Source organism: Acidithiobacillus thiooxidans ATCC 19377 (assembly GCF_009662475.1).
Lineage (GTDB): Bacteria > Pseudomonadota > Gammaproteobacteria > Acidithiobacillales > Acidithiobacillaceae > Acidithiobacillus > Acidithiobacillus thiooxidans.
In genome coordinates, this window is sequence record NZ_CP045571.1 from 2,196,895 (window position 1) to 2,213,345 (window position 16,451).

A 16,451-nucleotide genomic window follows, 5' to 3' on the forward strand; every position below is an offset into this window, starting at 1 on the left:
AACAGTGACTCAATTGTTGTTCCAGCACGTCACTGGAGTATTATTGGTGCCAGATCCACCACCAGACCAGTCCCACGCATAATGGTTGCCAACCACGTATGGACCACCTACCGGTACAAGTTCATCAGCGCCTTGGCCTTGGTGTCCAGTAATACTACAAAATTCCCATATCCCAAAATTAGAACTGCCGTTGCCAGGGATGGTCTCAAAACCAACTTGGTTATAACCAGTCATACTCCCCATCGCCTGCCAAGAACTTCCGTTACACATTAAAGCCTGTCCGTTTCCACTGCCACTAGCCGCTATTTCACCATAGTCTGAGCAACCCCATCCTTGGTTAGCTGTACCATTAGCGGTGCCTAACCAAGCATCATAGCCAGCATGAATCTGTCCACCCGCATAGAGATTCCCCGATTGCGAACTATCACCTGAACTATTAGACCACCAAGCACCATCATAGGTAGAAAAATAATTACCGGAACCAACTCCACCGTTGGCATTAACTACCCCACCTACAGAAGCGCTGCCCGCTTGCGAACTATTACCTGCGTTATTAGCCCACCAAGCATTACCACCGTCTACCGTTAGCGCACTCTGCGCATTCACATCGCCTGTACTATTGACGTAACCACCTTGTACGGTAGCAGGTGTCGTGATATTTCCAGACGCGTTAACGTTATCTACTTCATCAATGCTCGCAGGTTCACTACCATTCTGGTTCTGCACATAGAATCCACCCGGGGTGCGTACAGCGGCGTTGGAACTATCCCCATAATAATAGTTGTTGCCAATTTGTAGTGCCCCATATTGGCCATTGGGATCCCCAGCGGCCAACGTCTCCGACTGTGCATTGACTTCGTCCGCATTGTTGACGCTGTTCGTCCCCATATTCAGATTCGTCTGCATGGTGTTCAACTGCGGCTGGCCAGGGACGGCGACGCGGTAGAGGTAGTCGCTCTGCAACTGGCCGTTGCTGTAGGCCAGTAAAGCCGCGAAATGTCCGGGTTGAATGTTTTGGTACCCACTGGTAGTCACAGACCAACCGTTATACGACCCACAGGCTTCTCCGCCAGTGCAGCCTGGTACGGCATACTCCCCGCTACCCCCGCCGATCACACCACCGGACGCCCCGGCAATCTGTGCAACTTGCCCAGCGACTTTAGCCTTTACGGTGTTTCCACCATAGGAGACCACCAATGCCTGCAAATTGCCGGAGGTTGGTTGCAATACCTGTACTTCCCAGGTTTGACCAAATGGATTCACCGATGTAAACCCGTTGGGCAAATATCCGGTGCTTTCCAGCATGGGCACTGTAATGACTGCCGGCGATGATCCGGTAGCAACACTTTCAATAGCCCCGGCATTAGCAGTGATATAGGCTTCTGCTGCCTTTTCCACGCGCGCCATCTGGATGGCCGCAGCCGTGGATAGCTCCTGTTGCTGTTGACTGCTCATAACCATGTATACGGCTGGAACCGCGAGCGCGGAAATGATCACGGCGAATAATACGGTGATTGGATTCATGGTTTCGGTTCCTTCTCTTAATTCGTTGGACTATCTATCCAATAGACAACCGCATTGTTTGGGATGCCGTTCGGCGTAGGCTGAGGAATGGTGCCAACACAAAGCGAGGATACATACCCATTGTTATTTTTCCCGTAGGCGCAGTCTCCACCGGTTTCCCCAGAAAGCGCCGTCAACCCATCGGCTGGCAAACTATTGGTCCAGGCAATCAGTTGCCCACCACTTTCACTTGCGCTCCATTGCGACGGGAATTGATAGCCATCCATGTAAGGCGCGAGTTGCGATGCCGTGATGTTTCCTGAGTACCCCTGATTCTGCTCCGAAAAGGCTAATGCCGCGTGCGCTAAAGCGACAAATGCCGCATCCCCAGGTACAGAAGCAGACGTTGGCGAACCATTGATAGACTGAGACGTAATGATCGAATTGCCCGCATAAAATGCCAGCAATCCTAACAACAGAAAGGGGTAGATCAACGCGAGCATATTATCGGGTTTTCCCTTTTGTTATCGGCAAAACCATGGAAGATGTGCGCCTTTTGGATGCGTGGACGCACGGGCCTCCAGTCAGCGCAGCACGGGCAAGGCGCTGGATGCTCGCTATCATGACCCCAGTTCCGTTCGTCAAAACGGAGAGGGCACACAATCCCGCTGTGATTCCCCAACTCCATGCCCAGATGACAGGGCTCATCCCCATGAATGAACGGGACATCGGTTGCACGTAATAGACGGTCATCACCACCGAAAACAGCGCGCAAACCGCATCAAAAGCACGCCAACGCCATGACTGTAGTCGCATCATAATATGCTCACCTCCCGCCCGCCGATCCATAAATACGACCCATGGACATGGATCGGTTTTTCTGCGCTTCAATATCCTGATTGATGGCCGCCATATTACCGTCCCGAATTTTCATGCGGGTTGGCTCATCCTCCACAAAAAACGATTGCACATGCAAAATACTTTGCGGGCTTTTACCGTTAGCGACTCCCCCACCAGGCATTCCACCCCCGGGCATCGCCCCCCCAGCGGGCTCCTTATCAATCCGTAAGGTCACGACCCCGCGCAAACATTGTGCTAAACCATCAAACCCCGATAGCATGCCCATTTTCAAAATGGCCTGTTGCGGGTTATCCGCATGTAACGTACTGATCACCAACATTCCGCTGGCAGCCGCTAACCCGGCTGTTTTGGCAGCAGACTGTTCCCGAATTTCACCGATATAAAAGGTATCCGCACCGCTGCGCAGGGTGTCCATAAATACACGCTGTACTTCGGTGTCATCATCAATCTCTTCCTGATAGCATTGACCATTGCCGCGCGACCCTTGCAAATCGTATTCCACCGGATTTTCTGCCGTCCATGTGAATCCCCCAATGCGTTCCAGACGATCCATCAACAAGGCACATCCCAATGTCGTTTTGCCCATGCCTGGGCCACCGGCAAACAGCAGTAGACCAGATCGCATCCGCGCATCCCTTAACGTCTGCACTAAAGGGATCGGTAAACCAATGTCATCCAGTTTGCGTAAAATACTGGCAATACGGCGTGCTATAAAAACAGAGCCATAAGGAGTATCCCGTTTTTGCACCCGTAAATTCATACCCCCAAAAACCATACGAAAGCGATGCGAATTATGCGCTTCCATCTGGTTTCTCAATGCCTGCAGTTCTCCCCAATAGGTCTCCGGCACAGAAACGAGCCGGAGATCATCGGAAAACCTTTTGTACCGACTGGCGGCGGGGTCTTGCTCCACCGCCAAATCCGCAAACGCAAGGTCAGACAATCCCATAACTTAGGAATTATTACCAAACGTAAAGTATACACTGCTGGCACCGCCACTACATGCACTTACGGCCTGAGCGCCAGTCGGGGCAGAGTTGCTGTTACCAATCGAACTCCCATTGACGGAAGTGTCGATATCGGAAATCTGTGTCACCAGCTTCTGACAGGCCGTTGGAGAGAGCGTCAAACCAGTCATCTCCACATCGAACTGACTGGCAGGCAAACCCGCTCCACTGCTTGCCAAGGCAAACGTGCCACCCAAAGGCGTACTTGTCTGGATGCCTTTGGGGATGATATTGGACGCATTAGTGCTGATCCCCGCATAATCGCCCTGTACGCCGTACACTTCCTGCGCGTTGCCCACAATGGTCATAATATCTTGCGCGGCATTGGAGGTATTACCTGACGCCAGCAAGCCCAAACCAAAGTAGATGCCCGCCGCAAGACCGGCGATAACGATAATTACTGCAAATAATACGGCTATTGGATTCATCAAATTCTCCTTAGTTGTTTTGCGTCACATTAAAACCATGCGACACAACGCGTTAAAAAACAAACCTACATTTTATCCCGTATGCGCAGAAGCCATCATCACGTTCTGCAAATCAAACACGCCGAATACCACCAGCAAAATAAGCAGGTTGACGCCAATATTGGCAAACAGTGCCATAATCCGCACAGTACCCATCACTTGTCGTTCGATATCTTCCAGCCATTCTTCACCAAGACTCCGAAGCAGTTTGGCAAAGTCTCCTGACCCCGAAAACGCGGACAGGTCATCCGCAAGGATACGATCCGGGAAACCCATTTCGCCTTCAATAAAAGCCTGGCCCAGTTCGCGTCCATTTCGCATACGTTGTTGTGCATCCAGCAATCGGTCACGCAACCATGGACGGGCATATTTGGCTTGCAATCCCAACGCATCCGTAGCGGTAATTCCCGACCCCACAAGGCGCGAAAATCCAATCATCCATTGAGCGCCAATGATCATGCGATAAATGCTCCACGGAGGGATATTTTCTACATATCGGCGGCCATGCTGTGACCAGAAAGGTAAAGAGACAATGGTGATCACCAATCCCACAATCATCAATAAAAAAACCACTGCAGACCATGGACTTTGTGCGGCTGCAGCCATGGGTAACAAAGCGCGGGCAAGTGTCGGCCAGGTATTCGGATTGGACATCAACTCCATAGGGGGCACCATTTTCGTGCCAACGATATAAACGAGGTAAACACCAAGTCCACTCATAACAATAGGATCGATGGCCTCGCCAACAATTTTCCCCATCATCCGCCCGATAATCCCTTGTCCTTCGATGGCACTTCGTAATCCACTCGCTAAATCACCCGATAATTCGCCCGCCTGAATAATGGACAAATCCGCTGTCGGGGCCCATCCACGCAACGCTTGTGAAAGGGTTTCTCCGTTGGCGAGACGATCCCCGATTTCTTGCAAAGCCAACCGATCCGGGTCAAAAGCGGCCATAAGACCAGAGCCACCCTGTAAGGACTTCTGCTGAAGCAACCGGGTTGTTGCCGCACGTACCGGAATGCCGTTATTCAGATAGACCGCTAACCGTCGATAAAAGGCGCTCCGCTTTTTCCCGCCCCACAGGGCTCGGGCCATACGGGTCAACTGTTCCTGTATCCAATAAGGGATTTCCATCAGACGTCATCCTCCGTCAACTCGCGCAGTTCAGTCGGACGAGGCGGAATAGGGCCCAGCACATCCACAATAAAACGGGGGTCAGTTAATCCTTTGAGAATCTTGAGTACCCCATGGGCTTCCATGGATATCTCCGCATCACGGCGAGACGCGTATAATTTTCTGGCGGGCATTGGCCCATCCTTGACCATGGCGACCAATAAATCATCGTCCGTAGGAATCACCTGAGCCACAACAGCCCGCCCCAAAGACCCCGTATGATTACAGTGACCGCATCCAGGGCCCGTCATCCGGATGCCCGACAAGGGGAAAATGGCACTTTCCCAGGTCAAAAGGTTTTCCCAGCTTTCTTTATCTAAACCAGATTTCAGGAGTACATCCGGATTCGCTGGCTGTGCGCAGTACGGGCAAACCAATTTCACCAAGCGTTGTGCAATGAGCGATGACAACATTTTTGGGTCTTGCAGGTAAAAGCCATCCACGCCCATACCCACTAAGCGTTGCGCAATCATAAACGGGTCCGATACGTGCAGCGTCGTCCATACCTGATGCCCCGTGATCGAAGCATTCACCGCCTCTTTTGCGGTTTCCAGCCCGCGAATTTCGCCGACCATAATAATATCCGGGTCTTGCCGTAAAGCTGTCTTCAACTTGCCTGCAAATGCCCGGTTTTTTTCCTCATCCGTGTTGGCGTTGGCGATTTTGTACTGCCAGACATAATCGGACTGAAAGACGTATTCCACAGGATCTTCAATGGTGATGATCCGTACTCCGTGCCGAATACGCAGGATGGTATTAATCATTTGCGCGAGCGTGGTCGATTTTCCCGATCCTGTAGGGCCGGTGAACGGGTTAATTCCCATCGTTTGGCGCGATAACAGGTGGAGGATCCGTAATTGACGTGGCGAATAGCCCAGTGCTGCCAATAGATCAACATCTGGACTTTGCTTTTCTAAACGATAGAGTAGTCGGATAGCCAGGTTCATACCGTCGTGCAAGGGCGCACGTGCCAATCGGAGCCCGGTTAATCCCATGTCTTCGCCGTTTTCTCCACGGAGTAGCGATGGGTTAACGATGACCGCATGTTGATCTTCCGTTTCTTTGACTTGGGCATCGGACACGGCCGCCATCCCTTGAAACATGGCACGAATCATTTGTGCCCCTTCAGTCTGTGGCACTTGATAACGATCTTCCACTTCGTTTTGTACCCGAAACTGCACCTGTAAATATCCACTACCGTTCATGTTTTCGCGTAGTGTAAGATGAATATCACTCGCTTTTTCGGCCGCTGCCAACACCACCATTCGCCGTACACTGCGCACAGCCGACAGGTTCATGTCATCGCTATCGGCTATTCCGGACTTGATTTGTGCCAAGGTTTGCATGTCACACAAATCAAGCTGAATGTCTACGCCATCCCTGCGGGCTTCCGCCAGCCAGCTTTGCACGACCATCTGGTTTTGACGCCCGGACAATACGTGCAGGGTGCGCCCTATAAGCACTGCAAATTCTTGCATAGCGGAAGGTATCTCGCGCAGATTCAAATCGTTGGCGAGGTTGGAAAGAGTAGAATCTATGATTTGTTGAGAAACAAACTTTTTTCCTACCAGGATTTCACCCAGTTTTTTCTCTGGAGTCTTCGCCTGTTCCTGCAACGCTATCTCTAGCTGTTGTCGAGAAATGATGCCATCTTCTACCAAAATGTCCCCAATCCTTTTTTTTGCGGACGTTTTGCTGTTCTCATTCCTGGAACGAATCTGTAAAGCCATATCAATGCCCTCCTTGCGGGTTAGGAATCATTCCTGGTGGCGGAACCATAAGATTCGATGGGGGAGCCCCATTAGACGGAGAAAAAGGTGGCGGAGAATAGGACCCGACAGGATTACCAGAGGATGTGCTCCCTTGTTGCGCGGTGTATCCGCCTGACATCATCAACAAAACTGGCGTCTTCCCTTTATGACTGGCAAGCACCCCTTGCGGGCCGATATGCTGTATAACCCAGTGCCCAACTCGATTCCCGGTAAATACCGGTAGCACTCCGCCGTTCGGTAAGGCTAATGTCGCCTGATAACGGCCTTGCGCACCGGAGATAGACAGCACGCGCGGGAGATTGGATATATGAGAAGCGGTTGATGTCCCCACCTGCTGTATGGAGGGCATTATGGGCGGGATAGATGACTGCGGGAACGCGGATGCGGAAGGGTTTGATGGCTTATTGCTGCCTGCCTTCTTCCCGGAAAGAACATCCGCAATTTCTTTTTTTAACTTGGCGACTTCCAGTTGAGCCTGGAGCACGGGTATCTGCGACTGTACAGACGCCAGTGACTGAACCGTTTCCGCTGTGTTATTGGGCGCAACCGTTTCTGGTGAACCGTTCACCGATGAAGCGGATAAAAGCGATGAAGCCGATGCCATCCCACTTCCACACAACAATAACACCCCAAAGAATGGGATATTCCAGACTGCTTTACGGTTGATCATGCATAACTCCTTGAGGAATGACTTTGTCCTTGTCCGATGCGTGAATAGGCTTCAATGGCAAGGCGACAGCGGGACGATGCATCATGTCAACCGGTCTGTTGCGTACGTACAAATTCCCATACATGGTGACCTCTTGCGCTTCGTTTTTTTCTTTTTTGCTGGACATGACCGGATACACCATGCGCGTCCAGCGTAACCCGGGTAAGGTCTCCCAGGTTCTGTTCATGGCCAGCGCATCCAGTGGGCCTTGCATGGACACCGAGAACACTTTCCACAACTTTTTCTGGGCGTCCGCGATCGGTGGAGTCTTCGCCCCGGGCAATCGGGAAACGGGAGAAACTGAAGACGAAAGAGAGACGTGGATAGCCACATGCGTAAGTTGCGCCATGCCATACAACTTTCGCAAAGCCACAGAAGACCGTAACAAAACACCATTTCTGGATGCGGGGATCGAAAGTCCGTTTATAAACTGATCAATTTCTGATCCCTGATGGGATATGGCCCCGGGAGGCGATACCAACATCGTGGCACCGGGCGACCACTTCCAGGTTAGATTAAAGTGTTGCGAGGATAAATGCGCACCACCCGGCGCTTGTTGGCAAGATACGGCACTTAACAGCCATCCATGATCAGAAAGAGGGATCCCAGACATGCCATGTAGGCATCCCTCCAAAAAAGTAAACGGTCCAGCAAATTGGAGCCACGGAACGTTTGCTTTGGCTTTCTGTTCCATCATAGCCCGTTCAATCGCCAAGCGATGCATCAATGCGGCCCGCTTCGCCTGCTCTATTTGCTCATTGACATAATTCAAGTAAATAACCCCGCCAATGACAGCCGTTCCAACCACGCCGCTATAAATCAGAACCGGCAACCAAGTATTCTTGCGAATATCTCGTATGGGCTTTTGTTTTACCGATTTAGACACCAATTCAAGCAGTTTTTCGGTAGTATCGTTGACCGTAAGACGCCATGCGTCATAAGACGCATGTTCCCGCATCCTTTTATCAACGGCGTCATAATCTCCGATAAAATCCCCGTCCGGAAGCACTTCATAGTTTTCTCGAACGGCGACATACCAGTATCGACCATCACCCAGATCGAAAACGCCCTGCCATGGCTCCTGCAAAACTTCGGCTACTGCAGCAGCCAATGAATACATCTTCCCTTTGAATGGTTTCCCTTCATGACGGCCATCTTCATTCAAAACAGGTTCCGTAAACCCTGATTGAATGGCCCCCGCTTGCGTTCGCCGCACAGCGACCATGAAGTCTTTATTGCGGGCGCCATCTTTTAATATCTTTTTGGATGGATAGCGATCCTCATGCCGCCAATACATGCCCGCCACAAAAACGCGGCGATCTCCGGGCAACCGAATAAGTGTCCCCATTTTAGAGAATCCGCGCTGTGATCACGATGGCGATCATCTGTTTGGAAGTGCTGGCGTCAGCACCGCCGCCCAGCAACGGCATATACGGACTGCCAACCCCATTGTGCGTCACATTGCTGCCTGACTGAGAGAACCCGGTAAGCAGTAGTGTCTGCCCTGGCTTTAAGCTGACGGACTGCTGAAAGGTGCTGCTATCCACCGTGGGTACCTGAATACTGTTTCCACCAGACGAGATGGTGTCCAGCGAAACCAGGTTGCTAATGGTCATGTTCATCCCTAACAACACGCGACCGTTATCAATGCGTGGCAAGAACATAGCCGTAAAGCCTGTCGTCACAGTGCCCGGGACCAGTCCACTGGTGGCTCCCACGTTAGCGGTGCTCGTCGTGCTGTTCTCAGCAAGGTAGGAGGTCTGTTGAGCCACCTGAATCGGCGCCGGCTGACCGTTCATGCTCATAGCAGAGCGACTGAACACCTGGGTAACATTGCCCAAAGTAGACAACGCCTGTACCGCCACCTGACTGCCGCTAGTCTGACTCAATGCACCATTGGCAGTGGACAACACGCTTGCACCCAACGACATGGGCGACACATTGCCTGTAGGCGCAGGAGGCGCCACACCTTGCAAGCTGACGCCATATTGCTTGCCGAGGCTGTTGAATATTCCGGAAAGGTTTAATCCATAGTTTTGCTCGTTATTAATCTGCACATTGTACACTTGCACAGAGATAATCACCTGACGCGATAATTGCCGGGTCAAGCTGTGTACCCATTGCCGTACACGATCGACCTGTGGTGGTGTCCCTGTCACCGTCAATGTTCCCGTAGAGCTATCCGCGAACACGCGCGCCGAGCCGCCGGCTACTGTTTGGGCAGCCTTCTCCAGGTTCCCCCAGACGTTGACCTTGGACGTATTCTCTATGTCCGTAGTGCCAGTGGAAGTATCTGATTGAGAAGACCCGCTAATTCCAGCGCTTCCACCATTGATCGCGGACATTCCAGTCGTTGCCCCACCCGTACTGCTGGAACCTCCACTACTGTTTGCGCCGGCGGCAGCGATAATAGAGCCGCTGGAATCGGTAACCCATGACAAGGCTGGTATGGAAAACGTTCTTGTTTCCGTGTAAAAAATGTGTACCGCGCCTCCGTAGTATTTCCACCAGAGACCGTCTTTTGCGGTAATATAGCGCAACAACCCCGCCACGCTGCCGTTCCAGTTGAGAGAAATGCCGGTCCTTGCGTAACCAGAAGCCCCATTAGATGCTCCACCAAAAGAGGGGATACCAGCAGACGTGCTAGGTAATGGCGGGAGCATTCCTGGTGCCCCCGTCGCACTTTTCTGGGACATTAAATTATCAATATGTACAGGGACGCCGGTTAGCTGACTGATCCGCGCCCCGATTTCACGAATGGTGAGCGGGTTAGAGGAGACCAGCGTAATGGATTGCTTCAATACAGCAGGCACCCTATGCCGTACACCCACTACCGAGCCCATCAGATACGGGGTGTTGACCATGCTCACTACGGCTGGCTGCTTGGGCGGCTGATAGCTGGCGATGGACTGTTCAGCCTGCGTCTGGTCTACATGCGCCTGATGAAACGTCGCGCATCCCGCCAAGGTAAACGGGAGAATGGCTGCCGCAACTGCCATCTTCAATAAATGATTACGCATTCTTCTCTCCCTCTTCGTCCGTCATGATTCCTTTCTTTGCTTCCATGTCGTTGCTCTTGTCCTTTTGGGTCCAGAACCATCCCTGCCCCAGGTGCGCACCCGCTGCCAGGGCCAGCCGGTAGTCGGCGTCATCTTCCACCCATTCCACGACCACGCGGGCGCCGTTGTGGGACAGGTGCTGACAAAGTCCCCGCAGATATTCCGGACCCTTGTCGCGAACCGACTGAAAATAGGGTCCGTCAATCTTGCAAAAGCTCGCCTTGATGCTACCTGCGCGGCCCAATCCATCGACACCGCCGCCAGCGCCAATGTCGTCGATGGCAATACGGAAACCCAGCCTCTTGAAAAAATTGAGCTTCGCCAGCACATCCACGAGTTTCTCGTCGTGAAACGATTGCTCCGTCCACTCGATGACGATCCGGCCGGCCTGTTCACGCAGGGCGCGAACGGACCTGGAGATGTGCGGGTCCAGCAATTGCTGCCCATCCAAGTTCAAAAACAGCAATCCAGACAAATCCGGCAGTAGCGCCGGTATTTCCCGCGCGAGAAAGCCATACCAGTCGCGCCATGCCTGTTCGTCCCAGTCAGGACAGCATTTATCTCCAGCCAGCAGTTCGTAACCGACAGGCTTTCCAGTCAGCAGGTCCACGATGGGTTCCAGACGGTATTTCATAGTATGTTGTCCTCGATGACGGTGATGCCGTAATCCAGCAGCAGGGTTTGCAACTGTTTTTCCAGCGCAGAAAAGTCCATGAGTACCATCGCGGCAGCTATGGTCAGCGCGCTACCTAACCGCCCCGCCCACACCCACACCCACAACGGCACGGAAAACCGGATCCGGCGCAAGGCCGAGATGACCGTCATGGGTGCTCCCCTAAACGCGCGAGTACCTGCCGATAATGGGCGAGCACCGCTGGCACATACGCCTGCGTCTGGCGGAACGGCGGGATGCGATACCCTGCATTCCTGACCGCCTGCCCGCCTGCGTTGTAACCGGCCAGCACCAAAGGCCAGCTATGGAACTCCAAAGCCAGGTGCCGTAAATACCGTGCACCAGCCAGCATTGCGGCCTCCGGATTGAACGGCGATCCCCGTCCGTAATGCGTCCAGGTTGCCGGGATGAACTGCATCAGCCCTTGCGCACCGGCAGGGCTGACCGCATTCGGGTCAAAACCGCTTTCCTGCGCGGCCACCGCCAGCAACATGCTCGCAGGAACCCCCGTCTCTGCCTGCGCCTGGTTGGCGTACTGGACGATGCGCTGCGGAATGGATGGCAAGGCAGAGGGGTAAATAAAATGCCCCTGTGCGCCCAATGACGGTGTACCGTCCCCCTGATACATCCGCTCTACGGCCAGAATCCAGGTTCCCGCCGCAATGCCCCAGCAGCGGTGTTTACGCACAGTAGCAACGGGAAAGCCGTAGGCACCCAGTACCGGCAGCCATTGTGCGGGAACCCCCATCGGGCCTATGCCACTGGCATGCTTTGCAGCCGTCATGACTCGTTCGATGGCCGGAACAGGGACGTGATAGGCGGTGGACGCTTGGGCTATGCAGGCAAGCATGTCATAGCCTCCTGCGGAAAATTGGCGGGGGTACATCCTTTTTCGTACACTGAGGTCCCATTTAACCATGTTGCACGAATCAAAGGAGTAATCCCCATGAAACCATGTTTCAGAAAAAAATATCGCTTTTCGGCTGTGAGTGTCATCGCTGTGTTAGGATTTTTAGCGCCGGTACCCAGTTTTGCTGATACGTCTTTTGTGCAGTATGCAATTCCATTTACAGTGTTCCATAAAAACAAAGAAATATGGTCAAGCGTAATGATCTTTAATACGTCCGATATTCGTGCCCAACATTCATGGTCATCAAGTCTTGACAGAATTGCATATCCGGAAGTGGTGTGCGCGACAAAAGGAAGTTCAACTACTCGAACCTTTAAGTCAGCTATCCTTAGTAATGGTTTTTCTGCTGATTCTCGTTTAGTGAACAACGGGAAAAGTATTGCCATTACCATAAAAAAGATGCAAGCAAGCCCAGTAACAAAGCAAGTTATGCTGATCATGAAGCAGCCAATATCAGCATGTAAAACGGTTATGCCCAAGCAGCTGACAAGCATCAATAGAACCATAACAACACTGGCATCAGACCATGTCGGCGTTGTTGATTTGGGAAATGGATATCGTCTTAAATACAGCATCAGTTCCTCAATCTTTGGTTGATTCGTTTGTTTGTTCTGATGCGCCACCCGTATTGTGGCGCATCAGGCTTATCGTGCTCGACTCACAGTTAAAGAAATATCCCCTGTTTTAGGATTAAAACCATGCAACACCATCAACTGACCTTTCTGCAAAAACAATGCGTCCTGAAAATTTTGTGTGCTGACTTCTGGCAAAACGATGGTTTGCCCGTCTGCAACGAGGGTGCCCATTTTAATGAGCCGCGTGTCCGCCAGCTTCAGGTGAACGACACCATGGTTTTTCCGGGATTCAGACAATACGCCACTGACGCCCGTAGTGATGAAGCCCGGCAATAGGGACACTTTGCCATTTTTGATTTTCGATGCTGCGGGATAACTAATTTTCCGTGTTACGGAAAACGGTGCAGGAGCACCCGGAATGGTCGAAATTGATACATTGGAAATTTTTTTCCCATTGTTCATCACCTTTACGGTGTAAACAGCATGGCCTTCAGCCGAAGCCATAGCCGCCACTGGAACTATCATCAAACTCAAAACAGCACCAAACATCACTTTCTTCAACATAGCATTACTCCTTTTAATGAATGAGTCTTACTCATACGTCGCGCCGATCCACGTTGCTTGCAATTCGTTTTGTTTCCCCGCATCCCCCGCCAGTTTCCCTTCTGCAGCAGAAACGGGGTTTTTTGACAAGTAATACATTTTCGATATTGGGGAATAAGCCTGTTCTAGTGAGCCTTTAGTAGCCAATTTCGCCGCCATGGAAGGTACGACAGACTTCCATACCATCGTTTGACTCTGTTGACTTTGGCCTGTGACCAGAGGTCGCCGTTGCCAGACAATAAAGCTCAATTTGGCTTTATTTCCCTTTATTTCCTGGAATTTCAATGTGTAGCTGTACGGGTAACCTAACACTATGGACACGCTTGGTAAGGCGGTTGATACGTCTACATTGGTTATCCATTGAAATGGCTGCCCATGAATTTTCCCGTGTATAAAAACGGTTCCAATGTGGTTATGCGAGAGAACCTTTATGTCATGCAAATAAAGGGCATACTGGCTACCCACATAAAGCACAGAACCGATAATGCCGACGGACAGCAATCCGACAAGAGCGCCCTGCAGAGGTTTCATGCCCCACCACCTGCGCATCTAATGACCGCCTTTGTTGGCGGTATGGAATACCGTGTGGACAGTTGTGCCATTCGCGGCCAATGGCACTAGCACGCCTCCTGCTTCACGAATTTCTCCCAAAAAAATACAATCCGGGTCCGTGCGTAAAGCTTTGCGCAACCCTTCGGCAAAAACATCTGCCGTCATATCTTCGATTTTTTCTGAAGATTTCACTCCCCGCCTCCTGCACCGTTAATGACCACCGTTTTGTTGGCGATATGGAAAACCGCATGGACGTTCGCACCGTTCGCGGACAACGCCTGGATCACCTGGCTGACCGCCTTCTGAAAATCTCCGCTGAACGTCGTGGTGTTCGGCACCTGCCAGTCCTCCGGCACCTGCCAGACCACTGTCCAGCCGGATTGTTTGGCCCACTTCTGAAGATCGGGCAGAATGAGATCACCACGATTCAAAATAAATACCGGGGTAACACCAGACAGGGAAGGCGCTGCCACAGGCACCACAGGCCCTTCATGAAAATGGGCGGGCAATGAAGACTGGCTATTCCATGACGTGTATCCTTTGGTATCCAAAGGTTTCACTGCAGGTTCGGGCCTGACCCGCAAAAGCAGCGCTTGATGCGGCCAGTTCACCGTTCCGATCAATCCCGACTGGCCCAGGACTATCCGTAAAGGCACCGTCCATGGCTGATTCCTGGCCTTCCAGGTGACAGCAATCCCGCCGGATATGCCGGGTTTTGCATAGACTTTCCAGCCTTCCGGCAGGATGAGGCGCAGGGCGTCCTTGATATTCATACCTTTGCCAAAGGAACTGTTTGTCTGCACGAATCCCGTTCCCTCCTGGGACAGGGTCGGCAACGGGGTCCAGGAAACATAACCATCCGGCAGGGTCGTATCCTGCGGGCTTGCAGCCTGCGAATGGCTTGCGCCCTGCAAGGGGCTTGCAGCCGGTGTCTGCAATGGAACATCCACATGGAAAACCCCGGCCATGGCAGTCTGGCAGCCGCCAGACAGGCAGCATCCAGCCACCATCAGAGTGGTTAAAACCCGGATCCTTTGTTTCAGCGTGATCATTTATTGCTCCTTGGCTTTCCGTGCCGCTCTGGTATAGCAAACGATTGTGGGGATTCCGGGGATGGACAAACCAATCCTTGCAGAGGGCCTGGTTCTTTCTGCTTGCCAAGGTCTTGCTGCCCGCCAGGGCCTTGCCGCCCGCCAGGGCCTTGCTGGAGAGGATCCGTCCAAATACGGACCGGTATGCCGTGCCAGTGCGTCAACCGATAATGGACGACAGGGGCCAGACTCTTCCGTAGCAGCCATTGCGTACCGGGCCGATCCGGGCGGCGGGAATCCGATAGGCCAGCCCCCTGGGGAAAGAGGACCACGTTTTGCTCTTCCCGCAGCGCCTGCAGCACCGTGCGCATCCCCATGGGACGCTCCACGTCGAGGGCCACCAACTGATGCCCCAGGAGCCATCCGTAGGCCCGCAGGATGTGGCTCCAGAGAGGATGTCGGGCGTAGTCGCTATCCACAGGGAACAGGGCTTGCACCCCGCGAAGGGCTCGCACCCCGCAAGGGGCCGGAGTCTTGCGCAGCTTCCACGCGACGAAGGGGCCATCAAGCAGGGACACATGCGGGCGGACCAGAATCAGCATCACAGGATTCCCGCCAGGAACAGGGCAAGCAGTATCCAGCCCATCAACGCCCAGAGGGACTGATGGTTTCCGGACGAACGGGAACGCAGAAAAGCGTAGATTGCCGCCAGCAGGAACAGAATGACGCCCGTCGGAGCCACCAGTGGAGCCAGAAGCGCCGCCGCGCTGCCCCGTTCAGTCAGCGCCAGAACGGGCAACCATGCCCTGGCAGGCAGCATAGCCTTTACCGGCTGCATGGCCGCCGTTTGTGTCAGCACCATCCCGAACACGACTCCAGAGGCAAATACCAGCAGGATAGCTATCGCCGCCAACAGGATGGGAATCCAGGTTTCCTGGATGACTTTTGCAGAAAAACAGCCATCCGACGGCTCCGGCCGCACTTTCTTTTCCCCACGGCGGAGCCAGTACGACGGTTTCCCGGCTTTGTCATTTACCGATGGCGTTTCCACCTGCGAAGAGCCTGCTGTCTGCAAGGGATTTGCGCCCTGCGCGGATTCAGTCTGCGCGGACTTTTCCAAGTCATTCTGCCCGAAGGGTTTCTGCCCGGACATCGCCAGCACATGGGGAACCGGAACGGCGTCCCCATCCCCGAGCAGGTCATCCGGCAGGTCGATCTCTTCATCAGAGCGCCGCGACATGAGGTGGCTCCTCCTGGCGATGGGTCAGCGCATACTCAATCAGATGACATTCCCGCGTCTGATAGAATCCATGTACCAGCCAGCCCTTGATACGGCGCTCTTCGTCCGTCCGGCTGGCCGCCAGCCATTCCTCGATCTCCATGTCCAGACGGAACCGGTACAGAGAGTACAGCCAGTCTGCCACCTGGAATTCCGTGATTTCCTTGTATTCGCAGGCTGCCTGCATTCTGTCCGCAGGACCATAGCAGTCCGCAGGACCTTGCAGGTCGGCAAGACGTTCGTTCTCCCGGAACATATTGTTCGTTATCTCCAC

20 protein-coding genes are annotated in these 16,451 nt (G+C 52.9%); 1 reads left to right on the forward strand and 19 read right to left on the reverse strand.

The genetic code is table 11. The annotated features are described in order from the left end of the window. Window positions 1-9: 9 nt before the first annotated feature. From pilV to GCD22_RS11630, 12 genes are all read right to left on the reverse strand, one after another. A complete protein-coding gene (gene pilV, locus GCD22_RS11575; protein ID WP_051690420.1) occupies window positions 10-1,524 on the reverse strand; it encodes a shufflon system plasmid conjugative transfer pilus tip adhesin PilV in 1,515 nt (504 codons plus the stop codon). Between the two features lie 17 nt (window positions 1,525-1,541). After that, window positions 1,542-2,006: a type IV pilus biogenesis protein PilM gene (gene pilM, locus GCD22_RS11580; RefSeq protein ID WP_153940789.1), complete on the reverse strand. Its 465-nt coding sequence runs from the start codon at window positions 2,004-2,006 to the stop codon at window positions 1,542-1,544. A gap of 323 nt (window positions 2,007-2,329) precedes the next feature. Next, window positions 2,330-3,313 carry an ATPase, T2SS/T4P/T4SS family gene (locus GCD22_RS11585; protein WP_031568861.1) on the reverse strand — a complete coding sequence of 328 codons (984 nt, stop codon included), beginning with the start codon at window positions 3,311-3,313 and terminating at the stop codon, window positions 2,330-2,332. Window positions 3,314-3,316: 3 nt separating this feature from the next. Next, window positions 3,317-3,799 carry a type 4 pilus major pilin gene (locus tag GCD22_RS11590; RefSeq protein ID WP_031568859.1) on the reverse strand — a complete coding sequence of 161 codons (483 nt, stop codon included), beginning with the start codon at window positions 3,797-3,799 and terminating at the stop codon, window positions 3,317-3,319. A gap of 72 nt (window positions 3,800-3,871) precedes the next feature. Continuing rightward, the gene (locus tag GCD22_RS11595; protein ID WP_031568857.1) at window positions 3,872-4,975 is read right to left on the reverse strand and encodes a type II secretion system F family protein; all 1,104 of its coding nucleotides are present in this window, start codon (window positions 4,973-4,975) and stop codon (window positions 3,872-3,874) included. After that, entirely contained in the window at window positions 4,975-6,744 is a 1,770-nt protein-coding gene (locus GCD22_RS11600) for a GspE/PulE family protein (protein WP_226832376.1), read from the reverse strand. The genes GCD22_RS11595 and GCD22_RS11600 overlap by 1 nt, the downstream gene beginning before the upstream one ends. Window position 6,745: 1 nt before the next feature. Then, the gene (gene pilP / locus GCD22_RS11605) at window positions 6,746-7,456 is read right to left on the reverse strand and encodes a type IV pilus biogenesis protein PilP (RefSeq protein WP_035209374.1); all 711 of its coding nucleotides are present in this window, start codon (window positions 7,454-7,456) and stop codon (window positions 6,746-6,748) included. After that, a complete protein-coding gene (gene pilO2 / locus GCD22_RS11610) occupies window positions 7,443-8,843 on the reverse strand; it encodes a type 4b pilus protein PilO2 (RefSeq protein ID WP_051690419.1) in 1,401 nt (466 codons plus the stop codon). Before pilO2 ends, pilP begins: the two co-directional genes overlap by 14 nt. Before the next feature lies 1 nt (window position 8,844). After that, window positions 8,845-10,515, reverse strand: coding sequence for a PilN family type IVB pilus formation outer membrane protein (pilN, locus tag GCD22_RS11615; protein ID WP_031568852.1), 1,671 nt, complete (start codon window positions 10,513-10,515; stop codon window positions 8,845-8,847). Beyond that, window positions 10,508-11,188, reverse strand: coding sequence for an EAL domain-containing protein (locus tag GCD22_RS11620; RefSeq protein ID WP_081577650.1), 681 nt, complete (start codon window positions 11,186-11,188; stop codon window positions 10,508-10,510). Before GCD22_RS11620 ends, pilN begins: the two co-directional genes overlap by 8 nt. Beyond that, on the reverse strand, window positions 11,185-11,379 hold the full coding sequence (locus GCD22_RS11625) for a hypothetical protein (RefSeq protein ID WP_031568848.1): 195 nt from the start codon (window positions 11,377-11,379) through the stop codon (window positions 11,185-11,187). Before GCD22_RS11625 ends, GCD22_RS11620 begins: the two co-directional genes overlap by 4 nt. Continuing rightward, window positions 11,376-12,077 (reverse strand): lytic transglycosylase domain-containing protein, encoded by a 702-nt coding sequence (locus GCD22_RS11630; RefSeq protein WP_051690418.1) that lies wholly within the window; start codon window positions 12,075-12,077, stop codon window positions 11,376-11,378. Before GCD22_RS11630 ends, GCD22_RS11625 begins: the two co-directional genes overlap by 4 nt. A 96-nt stretch (window positions 12,078-12,173) precedes the next feature. Between GCD22_RS11630 and GCD22_RS11635 the strand changes: the two genes are divergently transcribed. Further along, window positions 12,174-12,734 (forward strand): hypothetical protein, encoded by a 561-nt coding sequence (locus GCD22_RS11635; protein WP_031568844.1) that lies wholly within the window; start codon window positions 12,174-12,176, stop codon window positions 12,732-12,734. Window positions 12,735-12,781: 47 nt separating this feature from the next. Here the strand turns inward: GCD22_RS11635 and GCD22_RS11640 are convergent, their stop codons facing one another. From GCD22_RS11640 to GCD22_RS11670, 7 genes are read right to left on the reverse strand one after another with little or no spacing between them, the layout of a single operon-like run. After that, on the reverse strand, window positions 12,782-13,276 hold the full coding sequence (locus GCD22_RS11640) for a hypothetical protein (protein ID WP_031568842.1): 495 nt from the start codon (window positions 13,274-13,276) through the stop codon (window positions 12,782-12,784). Window positions 13,277-13,303: 27 nt separating this feature from the next. Next, window positions 13,304-13,846, reverse strand: a complete 543-nt coding sequence (locus GCD22_RS11645; protein ID WP_140391145.1) for a hypothetical protein — start codon at window positions 13,844-13,846, stop codon at window positions 13,304-13,306. A gap of 18 nt (window positions 13,847-13,864) precedes the next feature. Further along, window positions 13,865-14,059: an ATPase, T2SS/T4P/T4SS family gene (locus GCD22_RS11650; protein ID WP_031568835.1), complete on the reverse strand. Its 195-nt coding sequence runs from the start codon at window positions 14,057-14,059 to the stop codon at window positions 13,865-13,867. After that, window positions 14,056-14,919 (reverse strand): toxin co-regulated pilus biosynthesis Q family protein, encoded by an 864-nt coding sequence (locus tag GCD22_RS11655; RefSeq protein WP_081577648.1) that lies wholly within the window; start codon window positions 14,917-14,919, stop codon window positions 14,056-14,058. Before GCD22_RS11655 ends, GCD22_RS11650 begins: the two co-directional genes overlap by 4 nt. Continuing rightward, on the reverse strand, window positions 14,916-15,500 hold the full coding sequence (locus GCD22_RS11660) for a 1-acyl-sn-glycerol-3-phosphate acyltransferase (RefSeq protein ID WP_051690416.1): 585 nt from the start codon (window positions 15,498-15,500) through the stop codon (window positions 14,916-14,918). The genes GCD22_RS11655 and GCD22_RS11660 overlap by 4 nt, the downstream gene beginning before the upstream one ends. Continuing rightward, the gene (locus tag GCD22_RS11665; RefSeq protein ID WP_031568827.1) at window positions 15,500-16,138 is read right to left on the reverse strand and encodes a hypothetical protein; all 639 of its coding nucleotides are present in this window, start codon (window positions 16,136-16,138) and stop codon (window positions 15,500-15,502) included. The genes GCD22_RS11660 and GCD22_RS11665 overlap by 1 nt, the downstream gene beginning before the upstream one ends. After that, complete coding sequence (locus GCD22_RS11670) at window positions 16,122-16,433, reverse strand: hypothetical protein (RefSeq protein WP_031568824.1); 312 nt, start codon at window positions 16,431-16,433, stop codon at window positions 16,122-16,124. The genes GCD22_RS11665 and GCD22_RS11670 overlap by 17 nt, the downstream gene beginning before the upstream one ends. Window positions 16,434-16,451 lie beyond the last annotated feature (18 nt).

Excerpts from the sequence above, each read along its gene's own strand:
- pilP (WP_035209374.1), bottom strand. The coding sequence starts at position 7,456 with ATGATCAACCGTAAAGCAGTCTGGAATATCCCATTCTTTGGGGTGTTA.
- GCD22_RS11660 (WP_051690416.1), bottom strand. The coding sequence starts at position 15,500 with ATGCTGATTCTGGTCCGCCCGCATGTGTCCCTGCTTGATGGCCCCTTC.
- GCD22_RS11655 (WP_081577648.1), bottom strand. The coding sequence starts at position 14,919 with ATGATCACGCTGAAACAAAGGATCCGGGTTTTAACCACTCTGATGGTG.
- GCD22_RS11590 (WP_031568859.1), bottom strand. The coding sequence starts at position 3,799 with ATGAATCCAATAGCCGTATTATTTGCAGTAATTATCGTTATCGCCGGT.
- GCD22_RS11595 (WP_031568857.1), bottom strand. The coding sequence starts at position 4,975 with ATGGAAATCCCTTATTGGATACAGGAACAGTTGACCCGTATGGCCCGA.
- GCD22_RS11630 (WP_051690418.1), bottom strand. The coding sequence starts at position 12,077 with ATGCTTGCCTGCATAGCCCAAGCGTCCACCGCCTATCACGTCCCTGTT.
- GCD22_RS11635 (WP_031568844.1), top strand. The coding sequence starts at position 12,174 with ATGAAACCATGTTTCAGAAAAAAATATCGCTTTTCGGCTGTGAGTGTC.
- GCD22_RS11665 (WP_031568827.1), bottom strand. The coding sequence starts at position 16,138 with ATGTCGCGGCGCTCTGATGAAGAGATCGACCTGCCGGATGACCTGCTC.
- GCD22_RS11625 (WP_031568848.1), bottom strand. The coding sequence starts at position 11,379 with ATGACGGTCATCTCGGCCTTGCGCCGGATCCGGTTTTCCGTGCCGTTG.
- GCD22_RS11640 (WP_031568842.1), bottom strand. The coding sequence starts at position 13,276 with ATGTTGAAGAAAGTGATGTTTGGTGCTGTTTTGAGTTTGATGATAGTT.
- pilN (WP_031568852.1), bottom strand. The coding sequence starts at position 10,515 with ATGCGTAATCATTTATTGAAGATGGCAGTTGCGGCAGCCATTCTCCCG.
- GCD22_RS11645 (WP_140391145.1), bottom strand. The coding sequence starts at position 13,846 with ATGAAACCTCTGCAGGGCGCTCTTGTCGGATTGCTGTCCGTCGGCATT.
- pilM (WP_153940789.1), bottom strand. The coding sequence starts at position 2,006 with ATGCTCGCGTTGATCTACCCCTTTCTGTTGTTAGGATTGCTGGCATTT.
- pilV (WP_051690420.1), bottom strand. The coding sequence starts at position 1,524 with ATGAATCCAATCACCGTATTATTCGCCGTGATCATTTCCGCGCTCGCG.
- GCD22_RS11585 (WP_031568861.1), bottom strand. The coding sequence starts at position 3,313 with ATGGGATTGTCTGACCTTGCGTTTGCGGATTTGGCGGTGGAGCAAGAC.
- GCD22_RS11600 (WP_226832376.1), bottom strand. The coding sequence starts at position 6,744 with ATGGCTTTACAGATTCGTTCCAGGAATGAGAACAGCAAAACGTCCGCA.
- pilO2 (WP_051690419.1), bottom strand. The coding sequence starts at position 8,843 with ATGGGGACACTTATTCGGTTGCCCGGAGATCGCCGCGTTTTTGTGGCG.
- GCD22_RS11620 (WP_081577650.1), bottom strand. The coding sequence starts at position 11,188 with ATGAAATACCGTCTGGAACCCATCGTGGACCTGCTGACTGGAAAGCCT.
- GCD22_RS11670 (WP_031568824.1), bottom strand. The coding sequence starts at position 16,433 with ATGTTCCGGGAGAACGAACGTCTTGCCGACCTGCAAGGTCCTGCGGAC.